The sequence below is a fragment of the Bacillus sp. FSL K6-1003 genome (genome assembly GCF_037964945.1).
GTDB classification, from domain to species: domain Bacteria; phylum Bacillota; class Bacilli; order Bacillales; family Bacillaceae; genus Bacillus; species Bacillus mojavensis.
The window spans coordinates 1,562,708-1,585,742 of record NZ_CP150176.1; the positions used below are offsets into that span (position 1 = coordinate 1,562,708).

Annotated in this window: 21 protein-coding genes; 20 read left to right on the forward strand and 1 reads right to left on the reverse strand. The window is 43.2% G+C overall.

Annotation, left to right across the window (positions count from 1 at the left end; genetic code table 11):
- The first annotated feature begins 115 nt into the window (after positions 1-115).
- Positions 116-697 carry a sporulation-specific transcriptional regulator GerR gene (gene gerR / locus NSU16_RS08145; protein WP_268446266.1) on the forward strand — a complete coding sequence of 194 codons (582 nt, stop codon included), beginning with the start codon at positions 116-118 and terminating at the stop codon, positions 695-697.
- 54 nt (positions 698-751) lie between these two features.
- Here gerR and NSU16_RS08150 read toward each other — a convergent pair whose 3' ends face one another.
- A complete protein-coding gene (locus NSU16_RS08150; protein WP_168747733.1) occupies positions 752-1,234 on the reverse strand; it encodes an N-acetyltransferase in 483 nt (160 codons plus the stop codon).
- Between the two features lie 160 nt (positions 1,235-1,394).
- Here NSU16_RS08150 and NSU16_RS08155 point away from each other — a divergent pair, with 160 nt between their 5' ends.
- The 19 genes from NSU16_RS08155 to ftsZ all read left to right on the forward strand — a co-directional run bounded on the left by NSU16_RS08155 (position 1,395) and on the right by ftsZ (position 22,971).
- A complete protein-coding gene (locus NSU16_RS08155; protein ID WP_339192495.1) occupies positions 1,395-2,291 on the forward strand; it encodes a 2-dehydropantoate 2-reductase in 897 nt (298 codons plus the stop codon).
- Positions 2,292-2,361: 70 nt separating this feature from the next.
- Positions 2,362-3,981: a bacillithiol biosynthesis cysteine-adding enzyme BshC gene (gene bshC, locus NSU16_RS08160; RefSeq protein WP_010334151.1), complete on the forward strand. Its 1,620-nt coding sequence runs from the start codon at positions 2,362-2,364 to the stop codon at positions 3,979-3,981.
- Between the two features lie 125 nt (positions 3,982-4,106).
- Positions 4,107-4,538, forward strand: coding sequence for a division/cell wall cluster transcriptional repressor MraZ (gene mraZ / locus NSU16_RS08165; RefSeq protein ID WP_003221402.1), 432 nt, complete (start codon positions 4,107-4,109; stop codon positions 4,536-4,538).
- Positions 4,539-4,607: 69 nt separating this feature from the next.
- Positions 4,608-5,543, forward strand: coding sequence for a 16S rRNA (cytosine(1402)-N(4))-methyltransferase RsmH (gene rsmH, locus NSU16_RS08170; RefSeq protein WP_268505629.1), 936 nt, complete (start codon positions 4,608-4,610; stop codon positions 5,541-5,543).
- Positions 5,544-5,582: 39 nt separating this feature from the next.
- On the forward strand, positions 5,583-5,936 hold the full coding sequence (ftsL, locus tag NSU16_RS08175; protein WP_010334153.1) for a cell division protein FtsL: 354 nt from the start codon (positions 5,583-5,585) through the stop codon (positions 5,934-5,936).
- The gene (pbpB, locus tag NSU16_RS08180) at positions 5,933-8,086 is read left to right on the forward strand and encodes a penicillin-binding protein 2B (RefSeq protein WP_326333530.1); all 2,154 of its coding nucleotides are present in this window, start codon (positions 5,933-5,935) and stop codon (positions 8,084-8,086) included. The genes ftsL and pbpB overlap by 4 nt, the downstream gene beginning before the upstream one ends.
- A 125-nt stretch (positions 8,087-8,211) precedes the next feature.
- Positions 8,212-10,155 (forward strand): stage V sporulation protein D, encoded by a 1,944-nt coding sequence (locus tag NSU16_RS08185; RefSeq protein WP_229148151.1) that lies wholly within the window; start codon positions 8,212-8,214, stop codon positions 10,153-10,155.
- 174 nt (positions 10,156-10,329) lie between these two features.
- Positions 10,330-11,814 carry a UDP-N-acetylmuramoyl-L-alanyl-D-glutamate--2,6-diaminopimelate ligase gene (locus tag NSU16_RS08190; RefSeq protein ID WP_029441243.1) on the forward strand — a complete coding sequence of 495 codons (1,485 nt, stop codon included), beginning with the start codon at positions 10,330-10,332 and terminating at the stop codon, positions 11,812-11,814.
- A 111-nt stretch (positions 11,815-11,925) separates the two neighbouring features.
- On the forward strand, positions 11,926-12,900 hold the full coding sequence (gene mraY, locus NSU16_RS08195; RefSeq protein ID WP_024121314.1) for a phospho-N-acetylmuramoyl-pentapeptide-transferase: 975 nt from the start codon (positions 11,926-11,928) through the stop codon (positions 12,898-12,900).
- Positions 12,901-14,256: a UDP-N-acetylmuramoyl-L-alanine--D-glutamate ligase gene (gene murD, locus NSU16_RS08200; protein WP_029441244.1), complete on the forward strand. Its 1,356-nt coding sequence runs from the start codon at positions 12,901-12,903 to the stop codon at positions 14,254-14,256.
- Between the two features lie 56 nt (positions 14,257-14,312).
- Positions 14,313-15,413, forward strand: coding sequence for a stage V sporulation protein E (gene spoVE / locus NSU16_RS08205; RefSeq protein WP_003221421.1), 1,101 nt, complete (start codon positions 14,313-14,315; stop codon positions 15,411-15,413).
- 121 nt (positions 15,414-15,534) lie between these two features.
- The gene (gene murG / locus NSU16_RS08210) at positions 15,535-16,626 is read left to right on the forward strand and encodes an undecaprenyldiphospho-muramoylpentapeptide beta-N-acetylglucosaminyltransferase (RefSeq protein ID WP_339192496.1); all 1,092 of its coding nucleotides are present in this window, start codon (positions 15,535-15,537) and stop codon (positions 16,624-16,626) included.
- 31 nt (positions 16,627-16,657) lie between these two features.
- Entirely contained in the window at positions 16,658-17,569 is a 912-nt protein-coding gene (gene murB, locus NSU16_RS08215; RefSeq protein WP_168747742.1) for a UDP-N-acetylmuramate dehydrogenase, read from the forward strand.
- Positions 17,570-17,698: 129 nt separating this feature from the next.
- On the forward strand, positions 17,699-18,490 hold the full coding sequence (locus NSU16_RS08220) for a cell division protein FtsQ/DivIB (RefSeq protein WP_339192497.1): 792 nt from the start codon (positions 17,699-17,701) through the stop codon (positions 18,488-18,490).
- Positions 18,487-19,182 carry a DUF881 domain-containing protein gene (locus tag NSU16_RS08225; RefSeq protein WP_010334162.1) on the forward strand — a complete coding sequence of 232 codons (696 nt, stop codon included), beginning with the start codon at positions 18,487-18,489 and terminating at the stop codon, positions 19,180-19,182. The genes NSU16_RS08220 and NSU16_RS08225 overlap by 4 nt, the downstream gene beginning before the upstream one ends.
- Before the next feature lie 21 nt (positions 19,183-19,203).
- Positions 19,204-19,911 carry a DUF881 domain-containing protein gene (locus tag NSU16_RS08230; protein WP_339192498.1) on the forward strand — a complete coding sequence of 236 codons (708 nt, stop codon included), beginning with the start codon at positions 19,204-19,206 and terminating at the stop codon, positions 19,909-19,911.
- A 17-nt stretch (positions 19,912-19,928) separates the two neighbouring features.
- Positions 19,929-20,294: a small basic family protein gene (locus NSU16_RS08235; protein WP_010334164.1), complete on the forward strand. Its 366-nt coding sequence runs from the start codon at positions 19,929-19,931 to the stop codon at positions 20,292-20,294.
- Between the two features lie 173 nt (positions 20,295-20,467).
- Positions 20,468-21,787, forward strand: a complete 1,320-nt coding sequence (ftsA, locus tag NSU16_RS08240) for a cell division protein FtsA (protein ID WP_010334165.1) — start codon at positions 20,468-20,470, stop codon at positions 21,785-21,787.
- 35 nt (positions 21,788-21,822) lie between these two features.
- Entirely contained in the window at positions 21,823-22,971 is a 1,149-nt protein-coding gene (ftsZ, locus tag NSU16_RS08245; protein ID WP_010334166.1) for a cell division protein FtsZ, read from the forward strand.
- Positions 22,972-23,035: the final 64 nt, after the last annotated feature.

The window sequence follows — 23,035 nt, forward strand, 5'->3', positions numbered from 1 at the left end:
CTTTTTCTTTTTTTCTTCCTGTCAGCTTGTAGAAAATTTGTGAGTGCAAATAGTCTATCTAATCTATTACCGGCATATGTATGAGATAAATAAGCTGACATGGAGGGAGATTGATTTGACCATTACAAGACAAGATGCTTGGACACAGGATGAGGATTTGCTGCTGGCAGAAGTAGTGCTTCGTCATATTCGCGAGGGCGGAACACAGCTTTCTGCCTTTGAGGAGGTCGGAAGGGCGCTGACCAGAACAGCCGCTGCCTGCGGATTCAGGTGGAACTCTTATGTGAGAAAGCAATACCAATCAGGCATAGAACTGGCAAAAAAACAGCGGAAAGAACTAAGAAAACAAATTGGGGTTCATTCCGTCAATATGCCGAATTCCGTCAGGCAGACTGCCCCGGCAGCTTCAGAGGGAAAAAGAGATTTGTCCATTCAGGATGTGATTGAGTTTCTCGAACAGTTTAAAGAGGCACCGTCCGCGCAAGAATTCCACGTTGAAAAGGAAAAAATGAAGGAGCAAATTCAGTCGCTGCAAAAAGAACTCGAGGATTTGCGGAGTGAAAACCAAACATTGAGAAACCAGCTGGAGATGACAGAAGAGGACTACAAGGCACTTATCGATATTATGGACCGAGCCAGAAAAATGGTTGTTTCAAAGGAAGACGGGAGACTGAAAAAAACAGCTCAAGAAACGTAACGAACCCTCAAAATGAACCGGCCCTAGAGTCATCAAAGGCCGGTTGTTTCATTTTTATGCTGATTCACCCGGTGTCATTTCGCCAGCTATATCCGGATGCCAGATGAGCGGGTTTTCCCCTTTGTCCCGCGCCATGTCATATTTGACTGGTTCAAAGTTCATTTTACTAAAAAACTCTGCTGATTTGATCCGAGGGTTTGTTCGGATCGGCATTCTGAATGATTTGGCGAATTCAACTAAGGCTGTACCGTAGCCTCTGTTTTGATAACCTGGAAGGACTTCAAGCTTCCAAAGCTCTAAGTAATCCTGGTGTTGGTCGAAGTAAGGATTTGATTTGCCATTGACTTGATACAGACTCATACGCGCTACCAGTTTATCCCCAAAATAAATCCCATAAAAAGGCGAAGTGCTGTCATTTTCAATGATATTAGCTTGAAGATCTTCAAGCATCGAGAGCTCTTGTATACCATATTCTTTGAATTTCTTGAATTCTTCAAGCGTTTTATAGTTGACAAGCAGACGTTCTACCTTAATCAAACCAATCTCCCCCTTTGTTGTTCTCTACATATATTGTAATCGCTTTATTTAAAAAATCCAAATATTTAAACTTTAATTTAAGTGTTTTGAAATCTCTGCGAAGTATTTTTTTCATACTTCTGCTATGATAATACGTAAATGTTAAATTGGGTGTGACATCATGAAAATTGGAATTATCGGCGGGGGCTCCGTCGGTCTTTTATGTGCCTATTATTTATCTTTGGATCATGAGGTGACTGTTTTGACGAGGCGGGATGAACAGGCCGCAGCGATTCAATCTGAAGGTGTTCGGCTTTATAAAGCCGGGAAAGCGTTCAATGCTCATTGCAGTGCGGGTACAGCTATTGATTCAGGTTTTGACCTTCTTGTCGTGACAGTGAAACAGCATCAGCTTCGAACTGTTTTTTCAATGCTTGAACGAATCAAAAAAACAAATATTTTATTCTTGCAAAACGGTATGGGTCATATACACGACCTTAAAGACTGGGGGGCTGACCATTCCGTTTATGTTGGGGTTGTTGAGCACGGAGCTGTAAGGAAATCGGATACAGCCGTTGAACATACAGGCATTGGTGCGATAAAATGGAGCACATTCAAGCATGCTGAAGCAGATCGGCTGAACGTGATGTTCCAGCATAACCATTCCGAATTTCCAATTCGCTATGAGATGGATTGGTATCGCCTGCTGACGGGCAAGCTGATCGTAAACGCCTGTATCAATCCTTTAACCGCGATGCTGCGTGTGAAAAATGGAGAGCTGTTGACAGTGCCTGCTTATTTTTCTTATATGAAGCTCGTTTTTCAAGAGGCATGCAGCATTTTGCGGCTGGAAGATGAAGAGGCAGCCTGGGAGCGTGTACGTGCAGTTTGTGAGCAAACGAAAGACAATCGCTCTTCCATGCTGGTCGATGTGACCGCCGGACGGCAGACGGAGGCTGACGCCATCCTCGGATATTTGCTGAAAGAAGCACAGCTTCAAGGTCGTGACGCTGTTCACCTTGCGTTTTTACATGGCAGCATCAAAGCTTTGGAGCGAAACCGAAACAAAGTCTTTTGAGCTTTTCTGGTAACATGCTATACTCATTTCGGATAACTAACTATTTATTGGAGAAAGGAAGTTCTAGAAGATGCAGCTAACTGAACTTTCCATCAAAAATCAGAATGTGTTTGTACAGCACTATATAGATGGTAAAGAAGAAATGTCTTCTTTTTTTGATTACAGCATTCATCATAAGGATATGTGGCAAGAAAGACTGAAAGATTTATCCTCGCGGGTTTTCGCAAGAGAGGAATTGACAGCCTATTTATCCTCTTATCACAACAAGTTCGGCTCAAGCGCTATGCAGCATTCTATTGAGAAGCTGAAGGATCCTTCGAGTGTTGCTGTTGTCGGCGGACAGCAGGCAGGGCTTTTAACAGGACCGCTCTACACCATACATAAAATCATCTCAATTATTGTTTTAGCAAAGGAAAAGGAAGAACAGCTAAAGGTGCCTGTTGTACCGATTTTTTGGGTTGCCGGAGAAGACCATGATTTGGATGAAATTAATTTTGTCCATACGTCAGAAGAAAGCGGTCCGGTGAAAAAAAAGCTTCCACAGTCTTACTGGAAAAAGTCATCTGCCGCCAATACACCGCTTGACCAAGAAAAATGCGCCGCATGGATAGACGATGTGTTTGCGGCTTTTGAAGAAACAGACCATACGAACACACTTCTGGAACATGTAAAACGATGTTTAAGAGAATCTGTTACGTTTACCGATTTCTTTGAACAGCTGATTGCGGATCTGTTTCAAGAGGAGGGCTTAGTATTGTTGAATTCCGGAGACCCGGGAATTAAAAAGCTGGAAACCGCCATGTTCCAAAAGATCCTCCATGACAATGATGATCTTGCACAAGCTGTTTCTAAACAGCAGGACTTCATGCGTGAAGCGGGTTACAAGCCGATTATCGAGTCTGGAAAAGAGCAGGCAAATCTGTTTTATGAATATGAAGAGGAACGCTTTTTAATTGAGAAAGACAACGGCCGTTTTGTGATTAAGGAACTTGATCTGGCATGGTCGATGGATGAACTTTATACACATATGGAAGAACATCCTGAGCGCTTCAGCAATAATGTCGTAACGAGACCGTTAATGCAGGAATTTTTGATTCCTACCTTGGCATTTATCGCGGGACCTGGTGAAATCAATTATTGGGGTGAGCTCAAACAGGCTTTTGCAGTGATGGGCTTTAAAATGCCTCCTGTTATGCCGAGGCTGAACATCACGATAGTTGAACGCCATATTGAGAAAAAACTGATTGAACGAAAGATATCATTACAAGAGGCAATAGAAGGCGGAACGGAAAACCAAAAAGAGAAATACTTTGAACACCAGATTCCGGAAGAGTTTACCGCGGTAATTGAGCAAGCGAAAAACCAGATTGATGCCATTCATAAAACCGTCCGGCAGGAGGCGCTTAAGGTTGATCAGAGCATGGAGCCTTTGCTCCTGAAGAACGCGGCGTTTATTCAGGATCAGCTTCAGTTTTTAGAGCGTACAGTGACAAAACGAATTGAGGAAAAAGAAGGCTATGTCTTAAGGGATTATGAGAGAATTCAAAATAGCATTAAGCCGCTGCTCGCACCGCAAGAGCGAATTTGGAATATCATGTATTATCTAAACAGGTACGGCCCAAAATTCTTCATATCATTCAAGAATCTGCCATTTTCTTTTCAAAATCAACATCAAGTTGTCAAACTTTGAAATAAAGTTTTAAAGAACCCTGAATAGTTCAGGGTTTTTTTTTATGTGTAAACAGTGTAAAATGAAGTTGTGGAGAGAAGTGGTGGATAGTGGTGAGTTAAGGAGAGAAAGTGGGGCAAAAGATCATGTTTATGGGTGAATACCAGCATACAATTGATGCGAAAGGCCGCATGATCGTACCCGCTAAATTCAGAGAAGGCCTCGGTGAGCAGTTTGTGCTGACAAGAGGACTTGATCAGTGTCTCTTCGGCTACCCTATGCACGAGTGGAAACAGATTGAAGAAAAACTAAAAGCTCTTCCTCTCACAAAAAAAGATGCCCGCGCATTTACACGTTTCTTCTTTTCGGGTGCGACAGAGTGCGAACTGGACAAGCAGGGCAGGGTAAATATCGCATCATCTCTATTGAATTACGCTAAACTGGAAAAAGAATGTGTTGTTATCGGGGTTTCGAATCGAATTGAATTGTGGAGTAAGGTAATTTGGGAACAATACACAGAAGAGCAAGAAGATTCATTCGCTGAAATTGCTGAAAACATGATTGGATTTGATATATAATGAATCTTCGTGTATAACACTCTAAAAACAATTTCAATTCATCCTGATAAAAGGTGGGACCAACACAAAATGTTTCAACACAAGACAGTACTTCTTCGTGAAACCGTTGACGGCCTAAATATTAAACCGGACGGTACATATGTAGACTGCACACTCGGTGGAGCTGGGCACAGTACATATTTATTACAGCAGTTATCCGAGAAAGGGCGTTTAATCGCTTTTGACCAAGATGACACGGCATTACAGCATGCAGAAGAAGCGTTGTCCGATTATCAAGGACAGCTTATTCTGATTAAAAGCAACTTTAGGTACTTAAAAGAATGTTTACAAGAACACGGCATTACTGAAGTAGACGGTATTTTATTTGATCTAGGGGTGTCTTCCCCGCAGCTGGATACACCGGAAAGAGGATTCAGTTACCATCATGACGCACCTTTGGACATGAGGATGGACCAGTCGGCCACGCTTACGGCGAAAGAGGTCGTAAATGAGTGGCGCTATGAGGATCTTGTCCGTATTTTCTTTAAATACGGTGAAGAGAAGTTCAGCAAACAGATCGCCAGAAAAATTGAGGAGGCCAGAAGCAAATCTCCTATTCAAACTACGGGCCAACTGGTCGATCTAATAAAAGACGCGATTCCCGCTCCGGCCAGAAGGAGCGGAGGACATCCCGCAAAACGCGTGTTTCAGGCAATCAGAATTGCTGTGAACGATGAACTGAAGGTTTTTGAAGAGGCTTTGGAGCAAGCAATTGATGTGTTAAAGCCGGGGGGCAGGGTATCAGTGATTACCTTCCACTCACTTGAGGACAGAATTTGCAAATCAACGTTTAAAGAGAAGTCGTCACTTCCGGATCTTCCTCCGGGTCTTCCTGTTATACCGGAAGAGTTTGAACCAGAGCTCAAGCTTATCACAAGAAAACCGATCACGGCATCTGAAGAAGAATTGGCAGAAAACAATCGTGCCCGTTCTGCGAAGCTTCGAATTGCTGAAAAAAGAAAATAACAAACGCGAACGCAAACCTAAAAAGGAGGTCATCAGCCTATGAACAATTTAGCTTATCAACCAGAGAAACAGCAACGGCATGCGATCAGTCCTGAGAAAAAAGTGATTGTCAAGAAAAGGGCTTCCATTACTCTCGGAGAAAAGGTGCTTCTCGTCCTCTTCGCCGCTGCAGTGCTGAGCGTATCGCTTTTGATCGTGTCGAAGGCTTATGCGGCTTACCAAACAAATATAGAGGTGCAAAAGCTTGAGGAGCAAATTTCTTCCGAAAACAAGCAGATTGGTGACCTCGAAAAAAGCGTTGCTGATTTAAGCAAGCCGCAGCGCATTATGGATATTGCGAAAAAGAACGGCTTGAATTTAAAAGATAAAAAAGTGAAAAACATACAGGAATGATTCAAATGCCAAAAAAGAATAAATTTATGAACAGAGGAGCAGCGATTCTAAGTATTTGTTTCGCTCTCTTTTTCTTTGTCATCCTCGGGAGAATGGCATATATTCAAATAACCGGAAAAGCCAACGGTGAAGTTCTTGCGACAAAAGCGACAGAGCAGCATGAAAAGAAACGGTCAATCGAAGCGAGCAGGGGCTCCATCTTAGACCGAAATGGAAAAGTAATTGCTGAGGATACAGCTACGTATAAGCTGATCGCTGTTCTCGATGAAAAAATGACTACTGACAAAAAGCATCCGCAGCATGTCCAGAACAAGGAAAAAACAGCTGAAGAATTGTCTAAAATGATAAACATGGACAAGGCTGATATCCTTGATATCTTAAATAAGAAGAAGGCAAAACAAGTCGAGTTCGGTTCAGCGGGACGGGATATTACTTATTCACAAAAGCAAAAAATCGAAAAGCTGAATCTCCCGGGAATTTCATTTTTGCGTGATACAAAACGCTACTACCCGAACGGCATATTTGCGTCCAACTTGATTGGCTATGCCGAGGTTGACCAAAAAACAAATGAAATCACCGGCGCGATGGGATTAGAAAAAGTGCTGGATAAGTATTTGAGGGAGCGCGACGGATACGTAACATATGAAAGTGACAAATCCGGCTGGGAACTCCCGAACAGCAAAAATAAAATTACAGCTCCAAAAAATGGTGACAATGTATATTTAACCATTGATCAGAAAATTCAAACCTTTTTGGAAGACAGCATGACAAAAGTGGCGAAAAAGTATAATCCGAAAAAAATCATGGCAGCAGTCGTCGATCCGAAAACAGGCAAAGTGCTAGCAATGGGTCAGCGTCCAAGCTTTGACCCGAATATGCGCGATGTGACGAACTACTATAATGATTTAATTTCATATGCGTATGAGCCTGGATCAACGATGAAAATTTTTACACTTGCTGCTGCCATACAGGAGAATGTGTATAACGGCAATGAAAAGTACAAGTCCGGAACATATAAAGTAGGCGGAGAACCTGTAAAGGACCATAATGATGGTGTAGGCTGGGGGCCAACAACATACCATGACGGTGTAGTGAGATCTTCTAATGTGGCTTTTGCCAAACTGGCTAATGAAAAATTAGGCTATTCCCGGTTTAATGAGTATCTTCATAAGTTCAATTTCTATCAAAAAACAGGTATTGACTTGCCGGGTGAAGTATCAAGTAAGATGAACTTTAAATATGAATTTGACAAAGCATCAACTGCATATGGCCAAGCCTCTGCCGTAACACCAATTCAACAGCTGCAGGCTGCAACTGCAATAGCAAATGACGGTAAAATGATGAAACCCTATGTCATAGACCATATTGTTGATCCTGACAAGAAAAAAACCATTTATCAAAATAAACCTCAGTCCGCCGGTACCCCAATTTCTGCGGATACCGCTAAAAAGGTTCGTAATATTTTAGGTGATGTCGTTACATCTGATATCGGTACTGGACAGCCATATAAAATTGAAGGTTTTGATGTGGCTGTTAAAACCGGAACAGCGCAAATTGCCGGACAAAACGGTTATCTATCTGGACGCGATAATTACGTATTTTCCGTAATGGGAATGGCGCCTAAAGATGATCCTGAGCTGCTGATCTATGTTGCAGTGCAGCAGCCGCAATTAGAAAATGATGAAACAGGCTCTAATCCAGTATCTGAAATTTTCAATCCGACAATGAAAAACAGTTTGCATTATCTGAACATTGAACCGACTGAAACGTCAGATTCAGATGAGGAAGAAACGAAAGCGCAGGCGATGCCTGATTTAACAGATCAAACTGTAACAGGTGCTCAAAAGAAAGCGAAAGACGAAAACCTCACACCGATTGTGATCGGCAGTGATATTGCAGTAAAACATCAATATCCAAAAGCGGGTGAGGAGGTTTTGACCAATCAGAAGGTCTTCCTGAAAACGGGGGGCAAAATCAAGATGCCTGATATGACAGGCTGGTCGAGAAGAGAGGTTCTTCAATACGGCGATTTGGCAGGAATTCATATAGAAGTGAGCGGACAAGGTTACGCTGTGAGCCAAAGCGTTAAGAAGGACAAAGAAATAAAAGACGGAACCGTGATCAAGGTGAAGTTTAAGAATCCTGATTAAATAGAAAGAAAGCTTACCCTGTTGGGTGAGCTTTCTTTTTTTCTATCTCCAAAGAGGAGCGCCGTTCTACCTGTCCACACGCAGGCATAAAATGAAACAAGCCTAAATAAGGAGTGAACGGTGCCTTGCGCGTCTCGAATGTAACGGTTAGAAAACGTTTATTATTTGTTTTGCTTTTTGGAGTGATCGTATTTCTGATCATTGATACAAGGCTGGGGTATGTTCAGTTTGTCATGGGGGAGAAACTGACTTCTCTGGCGAAGGATTCCTGGAGCCGGAACCTGCCGTTTGAGCCGGAACGGGGAGAGATCCTTGATCGGAACGGCGTTAAGCTTGCTACAAATAAGAGTGCTCCGACCGTATTTGTCGTGCCGCGCCAAGTCCAGGATCCACTGAAAACGAGCAAACAGCTGGCTGCGGTGTTAAATATGTCTGAAGAAAAAGTATATAAGCACGTCACAAAAAAAGCGTCGATAGAAAAGATTACGCCGGAAGGGAGAAAAATTTCAAATGAGAAGGCAAAAGAAATCAAAGCGCTCGATTTAAAAGGGGTGTATGTAGCGGAGGATAGTATCCGCCATTATCCGTTCGGCAGCTTTTTATCTCATGTTCTTGGGTTTGCCGGGATTGATAACCAAGGACTCCTCGGGCTTGAAGCCTATTATGATGATGATTTAAAAGGAGAAAAAGGCTCTGTTAAGTTTTATACAGATGCCAAAGGGAAGAAAATGCCCGATGAAGCCGATGACTACACGCCTCCTAAGGATGGACTCGATATGAAGCTAACTGTAGATTCGAAGGTGCAAACCATAATGGAACGAGAGCTTGATAACGCTGAAGCTAAATATCATCCAGACGGTATGATTGCAGTTGCAATGAACCCGAAAAACGGAGAAATACTTGGGATGGCAAGCAGACCTGACTTTGATCCGGCTGATTATCAATCTGTTGACCCGTCCGTTTACAATCGGAATCTCCCTGTGTGGAGCACGTACGAGCCGGGTTCGACCTTTAAGATTATTACACTTGCGGCGGCTCTGGAGGAGCAAAAAGTCAACTTAAAACGCGACCAATTTTATGATAAAGGACATGCAGAAGTAGACGGAGCAAGACTGCGCTGCTGGAAAAGGGGCGGCCACGGACTGCAAACGTATCTTGAAGTTGTACAAAACTCCTGTAACCCCGGCTTTGTTGAATTGGGAGAGAGATTGGGCAAAGAAAAGCTATTCAAATATATAAAAGGCTTTGGATTTGGCCAAAAAACCGGGATTGACTTGCAAGGTGAAGGAACAGGGATTTTATTTCCGCTTGACAGAGTAGGCCCGGTTGAGCAAGCGACAACCGCCTTTGGACAGGGGGTATCCGTCACGCCGATTCAGCAGGTTGCAGCCGTTTCTGCCGCTGTTAACGGCGGCACGCTCTACACACCTTATATAGCAAAAGAGTGGATTGATCCGGTAACCAAAAAAACAGTCAAAAAACAATCGCCAATCGCCAAGAAACAAGTCATTTCTAAGGGAACATCAAAACAAATCCGCTATGCTTTAGAAAGCGTCGTTGCAGAAGGCACCGGACGCAATGCGTTTGTCGAAGGCTATCGTGTCGGCGGCAAAACAGGTACAGCGCAAAAGGTGAAAGATGGAAAATACCTCGAAAACAACCATATTGTATCATTTATCGGTTTCGCGCCGGCTGACGACCCGAGTCTTGTCGTCTATGTCGCGGTCGATAACCCGAAAGGCACGATTCAGTTTGGCGGAACCGTTGCAGCGCCTATTGTGGGAAGTATTATGAGAGACAGCCTGCCGGAGCTTGGTGTGAAGCCTAGGAAAAATCAAATCGAAAAAAAATATCAATGGAACGACACAAAAACAATAGAAGTTCCGAATGTTGTAGGGATGTCTGTCTCAGATCTTGAGTCACTTTTGGTGAATCTGAATATAGATGCTTCCGGAAAAGGAAGCAAAATCGTCAAACAATCACCAGCTGCAGGAACAAAAGTAAAAGAGGGCTCTAAGATACGTGTTTATTTGACTGAAGAAGATGAAAAAAAGGAGGCAGCCGATTAATTCGGGCTGCCTATTATTTTATTGCAGAAAAATGCTGATATCTTTCAAGATTAGCTGGATGTATCCTTTTTTTTACGCTAAAATATGAACTGTATGCTTAAAAGTCATTATCACATCATTTGATGTGACTTCAATGATAAAAAGAACGAATAGAATGTTGAGAGGTTTGATACGATGAAACTTACAAAGCTGCTTACATACTTAACAACCGAACCTTCTGTAAATGATTCACAAGACCCTGAAATAACTTCAATTGAGATGGACTCCAGGGAAGTAAAGAAAGGGAGTCTTTTTGTATGTGTAAAAGGGTATACGGTAGATGGCCATGATTTTGCGCAAAAAGCAGTTGAAAACGGCGCAGCGGCTATTGTGGCTGAAAAGGAGCTCGATGTGGATGTGCCTGTCATCATTGTCCGGCAATCACTGCGGGCGCTCAGCGTTTTGTCTGATGCGTTTTACGGACAGCCGACAAAGAAACTGCAGCTGATCGGAATAACGGGCACAAACGGAAAAACATCAACGACCCATATGGTTGATGAGATTCTCAAAAAAGCGGGGAAGCGAACAGGCTTAATCGGCACGATGTACATTAAAATCGATGACGAAACACTTCCCGTTAAAAACACGACACCGGAAAGCGTCACGTTACAGCAAACATTTAAAAAAATGAATGACAAGCATGTCGACACGGCCATCATGGAGGTTTCTTCTCACGCTTTATCACTGGGACGGGTTCACGGCTGTGATTATGACATCGCCGTGTTTACGAACTTAACACAGGATCATCTTGACTATCACAAAACGATGGATGAATACCGACAGGCAAAAAGCCTGCTGTTTTCTCAGCTTGGCGGGGCATTCAACCATGAAAATCCAAAACGGGCTGTTTTAAACGCGGATGATGAGGCAAGCGCTTATTTTGAAAAGGTCACTGCGGCACATATTTCTACATATGGAATTAAAAACAATGCTGATGTAATGGCGAAAGATATCAAAACTACTGCACAGGGCACAAGTTTTGAACTGGTGACGAACAAAGGCACGAAGCACATCACGATGTCGCTCGTCGGACAGTTTAACGTGTATAACGTGCTCGCTGCTGTTGCGACTTGTATTGCGGCAGGCATTCCGTTTGAAACCATTACAGAAGCCGTGGAAGAATTGCATGGCGTAAGAGGCCGTTTTGAACTGGTTAATCAGCAGCAGGAGTTTCCGGTTATTGTTGATTACGCGCATACGCCGGACAGCCTTGAAAACGTACTGAAGACATGCAGAGACATGGCGGAAGGAAAGCTTTTTGTTGTTGTCGGCTGCGGCGGAGACAGAGATAAGACAAAGCGCCCGAAAATGGCGAAAATCGCTGTTGAGCTGGCTGACGAACCAATTTTCACTTCAGATAATCCGAGAAGCGAAGATCCGCGTGCCATTTTAAGAGATATGGAAGCAGGGGTAGAGAACGAATACTACCACAGCATTGCCAACCGCGAGCAGGCGATCTTCTTTGCCATTGCCAACGCCAAAAAAGGCGATGTTGTCCTCATTGCTGGGAAAGGACATGAAACCTATCAGCAGATTGGAAACGAAACCTTTGACTTTGACGATGCCGAAGTGGCGGCAAGAGCCATTGTCGAACTGAATAAAAATAAGACGAATTCATAGGAAAGAGATGTTATTGCATGATGGAGCTTGAAAAGATTTTTCATATGGAAAAAAAACATGAATATGATAACTACGTATGTCGTTTGAAAGAAACAGGAGGAGAAAAGGACAATGCTTGAGCAAGTCATTCTGTTTACAATTTTAATGGGTTTTTTAATCAGTGTTCTGCTCTCTCCGATTCTTATTCCGTTTTTAAGAAGATTAAAATTCGGCCAGAGTATTAGAGAAGAAGGACCGAAATCACACCAGAAAAAATCAGGGACACCGACAATGGGCGGGGTCATGATCATACTGTCTATCATTGTGACAACAATAGTGATGACGCAGAAGTTTTCAGAAATAAGTCCGGAAATGTTCCTGCTGCTGTTTGTCACGATCGGTTACGGTTTACTCGGCTTTTTGGATGATTACATCAAAGTCGTAATGAAACGAAATCTCGGTCTGACGTCAAAGCAAAAACTGATCGGACAAATTATCATTGCAATTGTGTTTTATGCGGTGTATCATTACTACAATTTTGCGACGGATATCCGCATTCCTGGGACTGATCTGTCATTTGATCTTGGCTGGGCTTACTTTATCCTTGTGCTATTTATGCTTGTCGGCGGATCAAACGCCGTCAACCTGACTGATGGTCTTGACGGTCTATTATCAGGTACGGCAGCCATTGCTTTTGGCGCCTTTGCCATTCTGGCATGGAATCAATCCCAATATGATGTTGCTATTTTCTCAGTTGCGGTTGTCGGAGCGGTACTGGGCTTCCTAGTCTTCAATGCGCATCCAGCCAAAGTGTTTATGGGAGATACAGGATCACTTGCATTGGGAGGAGCAATCGTCACCATTGCCATTTTAACGAAATTAGAAATCCTGCTGGTTATTATCGGCGGTGTATTCGTCATTGAGACATTATCCGTTATTCTGCAGGTCATCAGCTTTAAAACGACAGGTAAACGAATCTTTAAAATGAGTCCGCTTCACCACCATTATGAGCTTGTCGGGTGGTCTGAATGGAGAGTTGTTGTAACATTTTGGGCTGCGGGACTTTTGCTTGCCGTATTAGGAATTTACATCGAGGTGTGGTTATAAGTGGAAAACGATCTATTTTTGCAAAATCAGCATTTTTTAGTCCTTGGACTCGCCAAAAGCGGGTTTGCGGCGGCTTCTATTCTTCATGAAAAAGGTGTCTATGTTACAGTCAACGACCAAAAGCCTTTTGATGAGAACGAACCAGCCCAGAAACTTTCTGAAAAAGGGGTCGAAGTTGTCTGCGGAGAGCACCCTGTTTCTCTGTTCGATCAGCACCAGATTACTGTACTGATCAAAAACCCGGGTATTCCATATGAAAATATTATGGTTCAGGAAGCAGAAAAAAGAGGCATCCCGATATGGACGGAAATTGAGCTTGCCTACCATCTGACGAATGCCAAATTTATTGGGATCACTGGTTCGAATGGAAAAACGACAACAACAACGCTGATTTATGAAATGCTGAAGGCAGACTCTCAAAAGGCGCTGATCGCCGGAAACATCGGTACAGTCGCAAGTGAGGTTGCCTATCACGCTGATGGAGATGAATGGATCGTAACGGAACTTTCGTCATTTCAGCTGATGGGAACGCACGACTTCAGGCCTGAAATCAGCCTGATTTTAAACGTGTTTGATGCCCATCTGGATTATCATCATACGAGAGAAAACTATGAAAAAGCGAAACAAAAAGTGTATCTGCATCAGAAAGCTTCAGATAAAGCAATTGTCAACCAGGATGATGAAACAGTCGTGCGCCTGGCTGAGGCCGGAGAAGCCGGAATTGTTCCTTTTTCAGTAAGCAAACAGCTTGAACACGGCGCTTATGTAAAAGAGGGCATGATTATGTACAACGGCGAAGCTATTCTTCCTCTGGAAGAGGTTGTGCTGCCAGGTGCGCATAATCTGGAGAACATTTTAGCCGCGATTGCGGCAGTGAAAACGGCTGGAGCGTCCAACGAGGCCATCAAAACAGTGCTGACAAGCTTTACCGGCGTAAAGCACCGTCTCCAGTATGTCACAACAGTGAAGAACCGTAAGTTTTATAATGACAGCAAAGCAACAAACGTTTTGGCGACAAGCAAAGCGCTTTCGGCTTTTGAAAAACCTGTCATCCTGCTTGCAGGCGGACTGGATCGCGGAAATGGCTTTGACGACTTAAAACCTTACATGAAGCATGTCAAAGCGGTGCTTACATTCGGACAGACAGCGCCGAAACTCGAAAAGCTCGGAAATGATCTGGGAATACAACATGTCAAACGTGTCGATAATGTTGAACAAGCAGTATCTGCGGCGTTTGCGCTCTCAAATGAAGGAGATGTCATTCTGCTTTCACCTGCGTGTGCGAGCTGGGATCAATTCAAAACATTTGAAGAACGCGGTGACATGTTTATAGACGCCGTGCATATGCTTAAGTAAGGGCTTGTCTTGAAATCGGCAGCCCTAATGACTTTAAGCTTGGGGTGTCGATTGCTTTGACTACTAAAAAAACATCGCCTGATTTGTTATTGGTCATCATTACGTTATTATTATTAACAATTGGATTAATTATGGTGTACAGTGCGAGTGCGGTATGGGCGGATTATAAATTTGACGACTCATTCTTTTTCGCGAAACGGCAGCTACTGTTTGCGGGCATCGGCGTTATTGCCATGTTCTTTATTATGAATGTTGATTATTGGACATGGCGGACATGGTCCAAGTTGCTGATGGTTATCTGTTTTTTCTTGCTGGTGCTTGTTTTAATACCAGGCGTAGGCATGGTGCGGAACGGCTCTAGAAGCTGGATCGGTGTCGGCGCATTCAGCATACAGCCTTCAGAGTTTATGAAGCTTGCGATGATAGCATTCCTTGCTAAATTTCTCTCTGAAAAGCAAAAAAACATTACATCGTTCAGACGTGGATTTGTCCCGGCGCTCGGCATCGTGTTTTCCGCATTTTTGATTATTATGTGCCAGCCTGACCTCGGTACGGGAACTGTAATGGTCGGTACTTGTATTGTCATGATTTTTGTAGCCGGTGCGCGAATTGCCCATTTCGTCTTTCTCGGGCTGATCGGCCTGAGCGGATTTGTTGGGCTCGTACTGTCGGCTCCATATCGGATTAAACGGATTACCTCTTACTTGAATCCGTGGGAAGATCCGCTCGGCAGCGGCTTTCAAATTATTCAATCGCTTTATGCGGTAGGGCCTGGCGGATTGTTCGGAATGGGGCTCGGCCAAAGCAGACAGAAATTCTTCTATCTGCCTGAGCCGCAAACGGACTTTATTTTCGCCATCTTGTCAGAGGAGCTTGGGTTTATCGGCGGGTCTCTTATTTTGCTTCTGTTCAGCGTTCTGCTGTGGAGAGGAATCAGGATCGCGCTCGGTGCACCAGATCTATATGGCAGTTTTGTCGCTGTAGGGATTATTTCAATGATCGCGATCCAAGTCATGATCAATATCGGTGTTGTGACGGGCCTTATTCCGGTAACTGGCATCACGCTGCCGTTTTTAAGCTACGGAGGTTCATCATTGACTCTGATGCTGATGGCTGTCGGTGTGCTGCTGAACGTGAGCCGGTACTCGAGGTATTAATGAATTTTATTTGTGAAGCGATCCTATGAAACAGGAAGCTGGGAAACAATTGATGCGATAACCCTGTCCATAAAAACAGGGTTATCGTTATGTTATAGAGACTGAGACTGGGGGAAGAGATATGCGAATTGCAATAAGCGGAGGCGGCACAGGGGGACACATCTATCCAGCACTTGCCTTTATCAAAGAGGTGCAGCGCCGCCATCCTGATGTAGAATTTTTATATATCGGAACAGAAAACGGATTAGAGAAAAAAATTGTAGAACGGGAAAATATACCGTTTCGTTCCATTGAAATTACAGGTTTTAAAAGAAAGCTTTCATTTGAAAACGTAAAAACGGTCATGCGTTTCCTAAAAGGCGTTAAAAAAAGCAAATCGTATTTAGCGGAATTTAAGCCGGATGCCGTGATTGGAACGGGCGGTTATGTGTGCGGGCCGGTTGTATACGCGGCTGCAAAAATGGGGATTCCGACTATCGTTCATGAACAAAACAGCCTGCCGGGCATCACCAATAAGTTTCTTTCAAAATATGTTGATAAAGTAGCAATATGTTTTGAGGAAGCAAAATCACATTTTCCAAGTGAGAAAGTTGTATTTACGGGAAACCCGAGAGCCTCTGAGGTCGTCTCAATAAAGACGGGCCGCTCGATGGCAGAATTCAGGCTCTCTGAAGAGAAAAAAACCGTATTAATCTTCGGCGGAAGCAGAGGCGCCGCTCCAATTAACCGTGCGGTCATTGATATGCAGGATGCGCTGAAATCAAGAGCGTATCAAGTACTGTATATTACGGGCGAGGTTCACTATGAGAAAGTAATGACTGAGCTGAAAAACAAGGGTGCAGCTGACAATATGGTCACAAAACCGTTTCTTCATCAGATGCCAGAGTATTTAAAGGCGATTGATGTGATTGTAGCAAGAGCGGGTGCGACGACCATTGCGGAAATTACGGCACTCGGAATCCCAAGTGTGCTGATTCCAAGTCCTTACGTAACGGCGAATCACCAGGAGGTCAATGCGAGATCTCTCGGTCAGCATGATGCGGCGATTGTTTTGAAAGAAACAGAACTCAGCGGGGAAAAGCTGATTGAAGCGCTTGACCGGATTGTGCTCGATGAACAAACATTAAAGGATATGAGCGTACGGACAAAGTCACTAGGTGTTCCTGATGCGGCTGCCCGTTTATACAGCGTACTCGAAGATTTGAAAAAATAATAGAAAAGCAAATGGAATGCGGAGGTTTACGATGGAGAAAGTGATACAAGAATTAAAAGAACGCGAAGTCGGCAAGGTGCTTGCAAATGAACCGCTCGCAAATCATACAACAATGAAAATCGGCGGTCCTGCGGATGTATTGGTCATTCCAAGCAGTGTAGATGCTGTCAAGGACATCATGGATGTTGTGAAAAAATATGAAGTAAAGTGGACAGTCATCGGCCGCGGATCAAACCTTCTTGTATTAGATGAAGGGATCAGAGGTGTGGTGATCAAGCTGGGCGCGGGTCTTGACCACCTGGAGCTTGACGGGGAACAAGTCACTGTCGGTGGCGGTTATTCAGTTGTGCGTCTTGCTACATCGATGAGCAAAAAAGGCTTGTCGGGATTAGAATTCGCTGCCGGAATTCCGGGATCCGTCGGAGGGGCTGTCTATATGAATGCAGGCGCTCACGGGTCTGATATGAGTAAGATCCTTGTCAAAGCGCATATTTTATTTGAAGACGGCACAATCGAGTGGCTGACAAATGAGGAGATGGAATTCACCTACAGAACGTCCGTATTGCAAAAGAAACGCCCTGGTGTTTGTCTTGAAGCCGTTCTCCAGCTTGAACAGAAGGATAAAGAATCAATCGTTCAGCAAATGCAAAGCAATAAAGACTACAGAAAGAATACTCAGCCGTATTCAAGCCCTTGTGCAGGAAGTATATTCAGAAACCCGCTTCCGAACCATGCCGGCAATCTAGTGGAAAAAGCGGGCTTAAAAGGATATCAAATCGGCGGTGCAAAGATATCGGAGATGCACGGAAACTTCATCGTCAATGCGGGCGGAGCATCCGCAAAAGATGTGCTTGATCTCATTGATCATGTGAAAAAGACAATCCGTGAAAAATACGAGATTGATATGCACACAGAGGTTGAAATCATCGGTGAAAATCGCTGATTCAAGTTCTGAACTGAAGCTGTTCATATGATATACTGTAAGCAAACGACAAACGGCATCATAGTATGCCGTTTGTTTTGGAATAGGCAGACTTTTAAGGCTGTTTCAGTTGAATGAGGTGAACAGGCAATGAATCCGGGTCATGACCGAGAAAAAATCGTAAATATTGAAGAGCGGATCCCTAAAATTAAAGAGCAGAGAAAACAGAAGGCAAACCGCAGGCTTATTTCATTTATTATGCTCTTTTTTATGATGGTGCTGATCATCGTGTATCTGCAGACACCGATTAGTAAAATTTCATCAATCTCTGTTACCGGTAATGAGAATGTTTCGAAAAAGGAGATTATTGATCTTTCCGATATCAAAAGCGGAGATACTGAATTTTGGAGTCTGGATAAGAAAAAAACAGCAAAAAAGATTCAGGAAAATAAATTAGTGAAAAAAGCAGAAATCAGAAAATCCCTTCCTAATAAAATCAACATTGCGATCGAAGAATATAAAGCGATTGCCTATTTAGAAAAAGACAGTGTGTATTACGAAATCCTTGAAAACGGTTCAGTTTTGCCAAACGAAGTAACGCCGGATGATGCGGGACCCATTTTGGTGAATTGGACAGACGCTAAAAAACGTGTTCAAATGGCCAAGCAGCTCGATGCTTTGTCAAATTCTTTAAAACAGTCGATTTCAGAAGTGTATTATACTCCTGTCAAAATGGATCAAAACCGTATTAAATTATATATGAACGACGGGTATGTCGTTACTGCTTCCATCAAAACCTTTGCAGACCGAATGAAAACGTATCCTTCTATTATCTCACAGCTCAACGGCAGTAAAAAAGGGATTATTCATTTAGAAGTTGCTACCTATTTTGAAGAGTTTGGAAAAAGCGATTCGTCTGCCAAAAAGGAAGATGAAAATTGAGGGGCAAATCAGCCGTCCTTCTTTCTTTGATTATGCTAATCGCAGGTTTTTTAATTTCTTTTTCCTTTCAGACGACAAGAGAAAACCACAAAAGCATGACAGAGACGGAAGATTGGAAAAAAGAATATGCCCTGCGGGATGAACTGCTGAAGCAAGAGAAAGAAAACAAGGACCTTGAAAAAGAACTGTATCAAAAGCAGAACAAAGTCCGTCAGACTGAAAATAAGCTGAAAAACGAAAAAACAGAATACTATAACGTTCTGGAAGATGTAGAAAAGTACAGAATGTATATTGGGGAAGTCGGTGTACAAGGAGAGGGCGTTCAAGTGACTTTGGAAGATGCTTCTTACATACCGGAAGGAGAGAACGTGAACAGCTACATCGTTCACGAAAGCCATCTCTTTCAAGTCATAAATGAACTGTATATATCTGGTGCGGCAGCCGTCTCCATCAACGGCCAGCGGCTGACCCATAATTCCTACATCAAGTGCAACGGGCCGGTCGTAACGGTTGACGGGGTGCAGCACCCCGCCCCATTTGTCGTTTCTGCCATTGGAGATCCCGATGTTCTGCTTCCTTCGTTAAATATAGCAGGAGGCCTGATCGATCAGCTTTCTATGGATCATATTTCTGTTACCGCAGAAAAAAAGAAAAATGTACAAATGGAGCCCATTCTGAAAACGAAGGAATGACTGGAAAAGCGGGTGAAGTGATTGAAAATAAAGCGTTCCTTCATTAGCATCAGCGTGCTTATGGTCATATTCGGCCTTATGATATCTGTTCAATTTAATTCTTTAAAGCATCCTCAAGTCCGAGATACAAGAGATATGTGGGATATTAGAGAAGAGCTTACATCAGAGCAGAAGAAGCAGGAAGAGCTGCTGGCTGAAATTAATAAGTATGATAAATTGCTGAATACCTATAAGCAAAACAAAGAATTGACAAAAGAAACAGCACTCAATAATACATTACAAACCTTAAAAAAAACAGCCGGCATGACCGATATTACAGGTAGCGGAATTGTCATCACCCTTTCTCCGCTTTTTTCTGAAAGCGTAACTGGAGAGGCGATCAAAAATCCACCGCCGGATTTACTAAAGAAGCTGATTAATGAACTCAACTCTTATGGTGCTGAGCATATCTCAATAAATGAGCGAAGAGTTGTGAATTCTTCAGTGATACGGGACTTAAACGGCACAACAAAAATAGACGGATACAGCCTAGATGATTATCCTTTAACAGTAAAAGTGCTTGCTGAAGATCCGGACAAGCTGTACAGCAGGGTAAAGGGGTCCGATCTAGAGGATATCTTTGCTTCTGAAAATGTAGCGTTAAAAGCAGGTAAATCTGACAGCAGCCTCACATTAAAAGCTTATGACAGAGCAGTGGACGTACAACAGCTAAAACCGCTTAAAGACTAAAAGGGAGGAGAATTGTCATGTGGCTGCCCGTGCTTGGACTCGTGCTCGGAATAACGATCGGACTGATGACAAACTTAACAATACCGAGTGAATACTCAAATTATTTATCACTTGCTGTGCTTGCTGCACTTGATACTCTAATCGGCGGAATCAGGGCGCATTTACAAGGTACATATGATGAAATGGTATTTGTTTCCGGTTTCTTTTTTAATATTATATTGGCAATAAGTTTAGCTTTTCTGGGAGTTCATCTTGGTGTAGACTTGTATTTAGCAGGTATATTCGCATTTGGAGTCAGATTATTTCAGAATATAGCCGTTATAAGAAGAAATCTACTAACAAAGTGGACTCTTTCTAAAAAAAATAAAAAAAATGTGATATAAAAGAGGATATACATAGGATATAACGAATATTTTCAATAAACATAAAATGTGAAAAGCACATAAGAATATTCCGTTGTTATTTTTTGTTACACACTTGTAAAGCCACATTCATTGTATTGTTGTTCCGCAAATAATAGAATAGAAATGATCGAAATGTGAGGAGGTGCCATAGAATGAACAACAATGAACTTTACGTCAGTCTTGACATCGGTACGTCCAATACAAAAGTGATCGTCGGAGAAATGACAGATGATTCCCTTAATATTATCGGTGTGGGAAATGTACCGTCTGAAGGGTTGAAAAAAGGCTCAATCGTTGACATAGATGAGACCGTTCATTCTATAAGAAAAGCGTTTGACCAAGCTGAAAGAATGGTAGGTTTTCCGCTTAGAAAAGCTATTGTCGGCGTTAATGGAAATTATATCAATATTCAAGATACAAACGGTGTTGTAGCAGTTTCTAGTGAAAATAAAGAAATTCAAGTAGAAGATGTCCGCCGCGTCATGGAAGCGGCCCAAGTTGTTTCAATACCGCATGAACAGCTGATAGTTGACGTCATTCCTAAACAATTTATCGTTGATGGAAGAGATGAAATTACCGACCCGAAAAAAATGCTTGGTGTGCGTTTAGAAGTAGAGGGCACACTGATCACCGGTTCAAAAACAATATTACATAACTTGCTTCGCTGCGTTGAAAGAGCCGGTGTTGAAATAACTGATATTTGTCTACAGCCGCTGGCAGCCGGTTCTGCTGCTTTGTCAAAGGATGAGAAAAATCTCGGTGTGGCTCTCATTGATATAGGCGGAGGGTCAACCACCATTGCCGTATTCCAGAACGGACACCTGACTTCTACCCGTGTCATTCCTCTCGGAGGCGAAAATATCACCAAAGATATCTCCATCGGATTGAGAACGTCCACAGAAGAAGCGGAACGTGTGAAAAAACAATTTGGACATGCCTACTATAACGAGGCTTCAGAAGATGAAGTATTTGAGGTAACCGTTATAGGCACCAATCAAAAACAAACATTTACACAGCAGGAAGCAGCGAATATCATTGAAGCAAGAGTCGAAGAAATCCTTGAGATTGCTTCAGAAGAACTTCGCAATATGGGAATTAGCGATCTGCCGGGAGGCTTCGTGCTGACAGGGGGACAAGCAGCGATGCCTGGTGTCATGTCACTGGCGCAGGATGTGCTGCAAAACAATGTCAGAGTGGCGAGCCCGAATTATATCGGTGTAAGAGATCCTCAGTATATGACGGGAGTTGGCATGATTCAATTCGCCTGCCGGAATGCTAGAATTCAAGGCAGAAAAATTGGCTTCAAGATGCCTGAAGAAGCGATACAGGAAATCGCAGTCTCATCAGCAGAGGAAGAAGAGCATCATCACCAAAATGAGATGCAGCAACGGCCAAAAGGAAAACAAAAAACACAAGCCGAACATAACAAACAGAGCAAAATGAAAAAACTATTAAGCATGTTTTGGGAATAGATAGATAGTCATTCGGCAGATTAGGAGGATTTAGCATGTTGGAGTTCGAAACAAACATAGACGGCTTAGCATCAATTAAAGTAATCGGAGTAGGAGGCGGCGGTAACAACGCGGTCAACCGAATGATTGAGAATGAAGTGCAAGGAGTAGAGTACATCGCGGTAAATACGGACGCTCAAGCTCTTAACCTGTCAAAAGCGGAAGTGAAAATGCAAATCGGCGCAAAGCTGACTAGAGGATTGGGAGCAGGTGCGAATCCGGAAGTCGGAAAAAAAGCCGCAGAGGAAAGCAAGGAGCAGATTGAAGAAGCGCTAAAAGGCGCTGACATGGTATTCGTAACAGCTGGTATGGGAGGCGGAACAGGAACAGGTGCCGCACCGGTTATTGCGCAAATCGCAAAAGATTTAGGAGCATTAACAGTCGGAGTCGTTACAAGACCGTTTACGTTCGAAGGCCGTAAGAGACAGCTGCAGGCGGCGGGCGGAATTTCTGCAATGAAAGAAGCGGTGGACACACTGATTGTGATTCCGAACGACCGTATTTTGGAAATTGTTGATAAAAACACGCCGATGCTTGAAGCATTCCGTGAAGCTGATAACGTACTCCGTCAAGGGGTTCAAGGTATTTCTGACCTGATCGCTACTCCTGGTCTCATTAACTTAGACTTTGCTGATGTGAAAACGATCATGTCAAACAAAGGATCTGCTTTGATGGGTATTGGTATTGCGACTGGAGAAAACCGTGCTGCAGAAGCTGCGAAAAAAGCCATTTCCAGTCCGCTTCTTGAAGCAGCAATTGACGGCGCGCAAGGCGTCTTAATGAACATTACTGGCGGAACAAATCTGAGCCTATATGAAGTTCAGGAAGCAGCAGATATTGTCGCTTCTGCATCTGATCAGGATGTAAACATGATTTTCGGTTCTGTTATTAACGAAAATCTTAAAGACGAGATTGTGGTTACTGTGATTGCCACTGGTTTTATCGAACAGGAGAAAGATGTTACGAAACCCCAGCGTCCATCATTAAACCAGAATATCAAATCACATAATCAGAGTGTTCCAAAACGTGAGCCGAAACGAGAGGAACCGCAGCATCAAAACACAGTCAGCCGCCAAACCTCACAGCCGGCTGACGATACGCTTGATATCCCGACATTTTTAAGAAATCGCAATAAACGCGGCTAATTGAAAGGACAAAATCGTTTTCGATTTTGTCCTTTTTTTATTTTTTCCTCAATCATTTCCATCC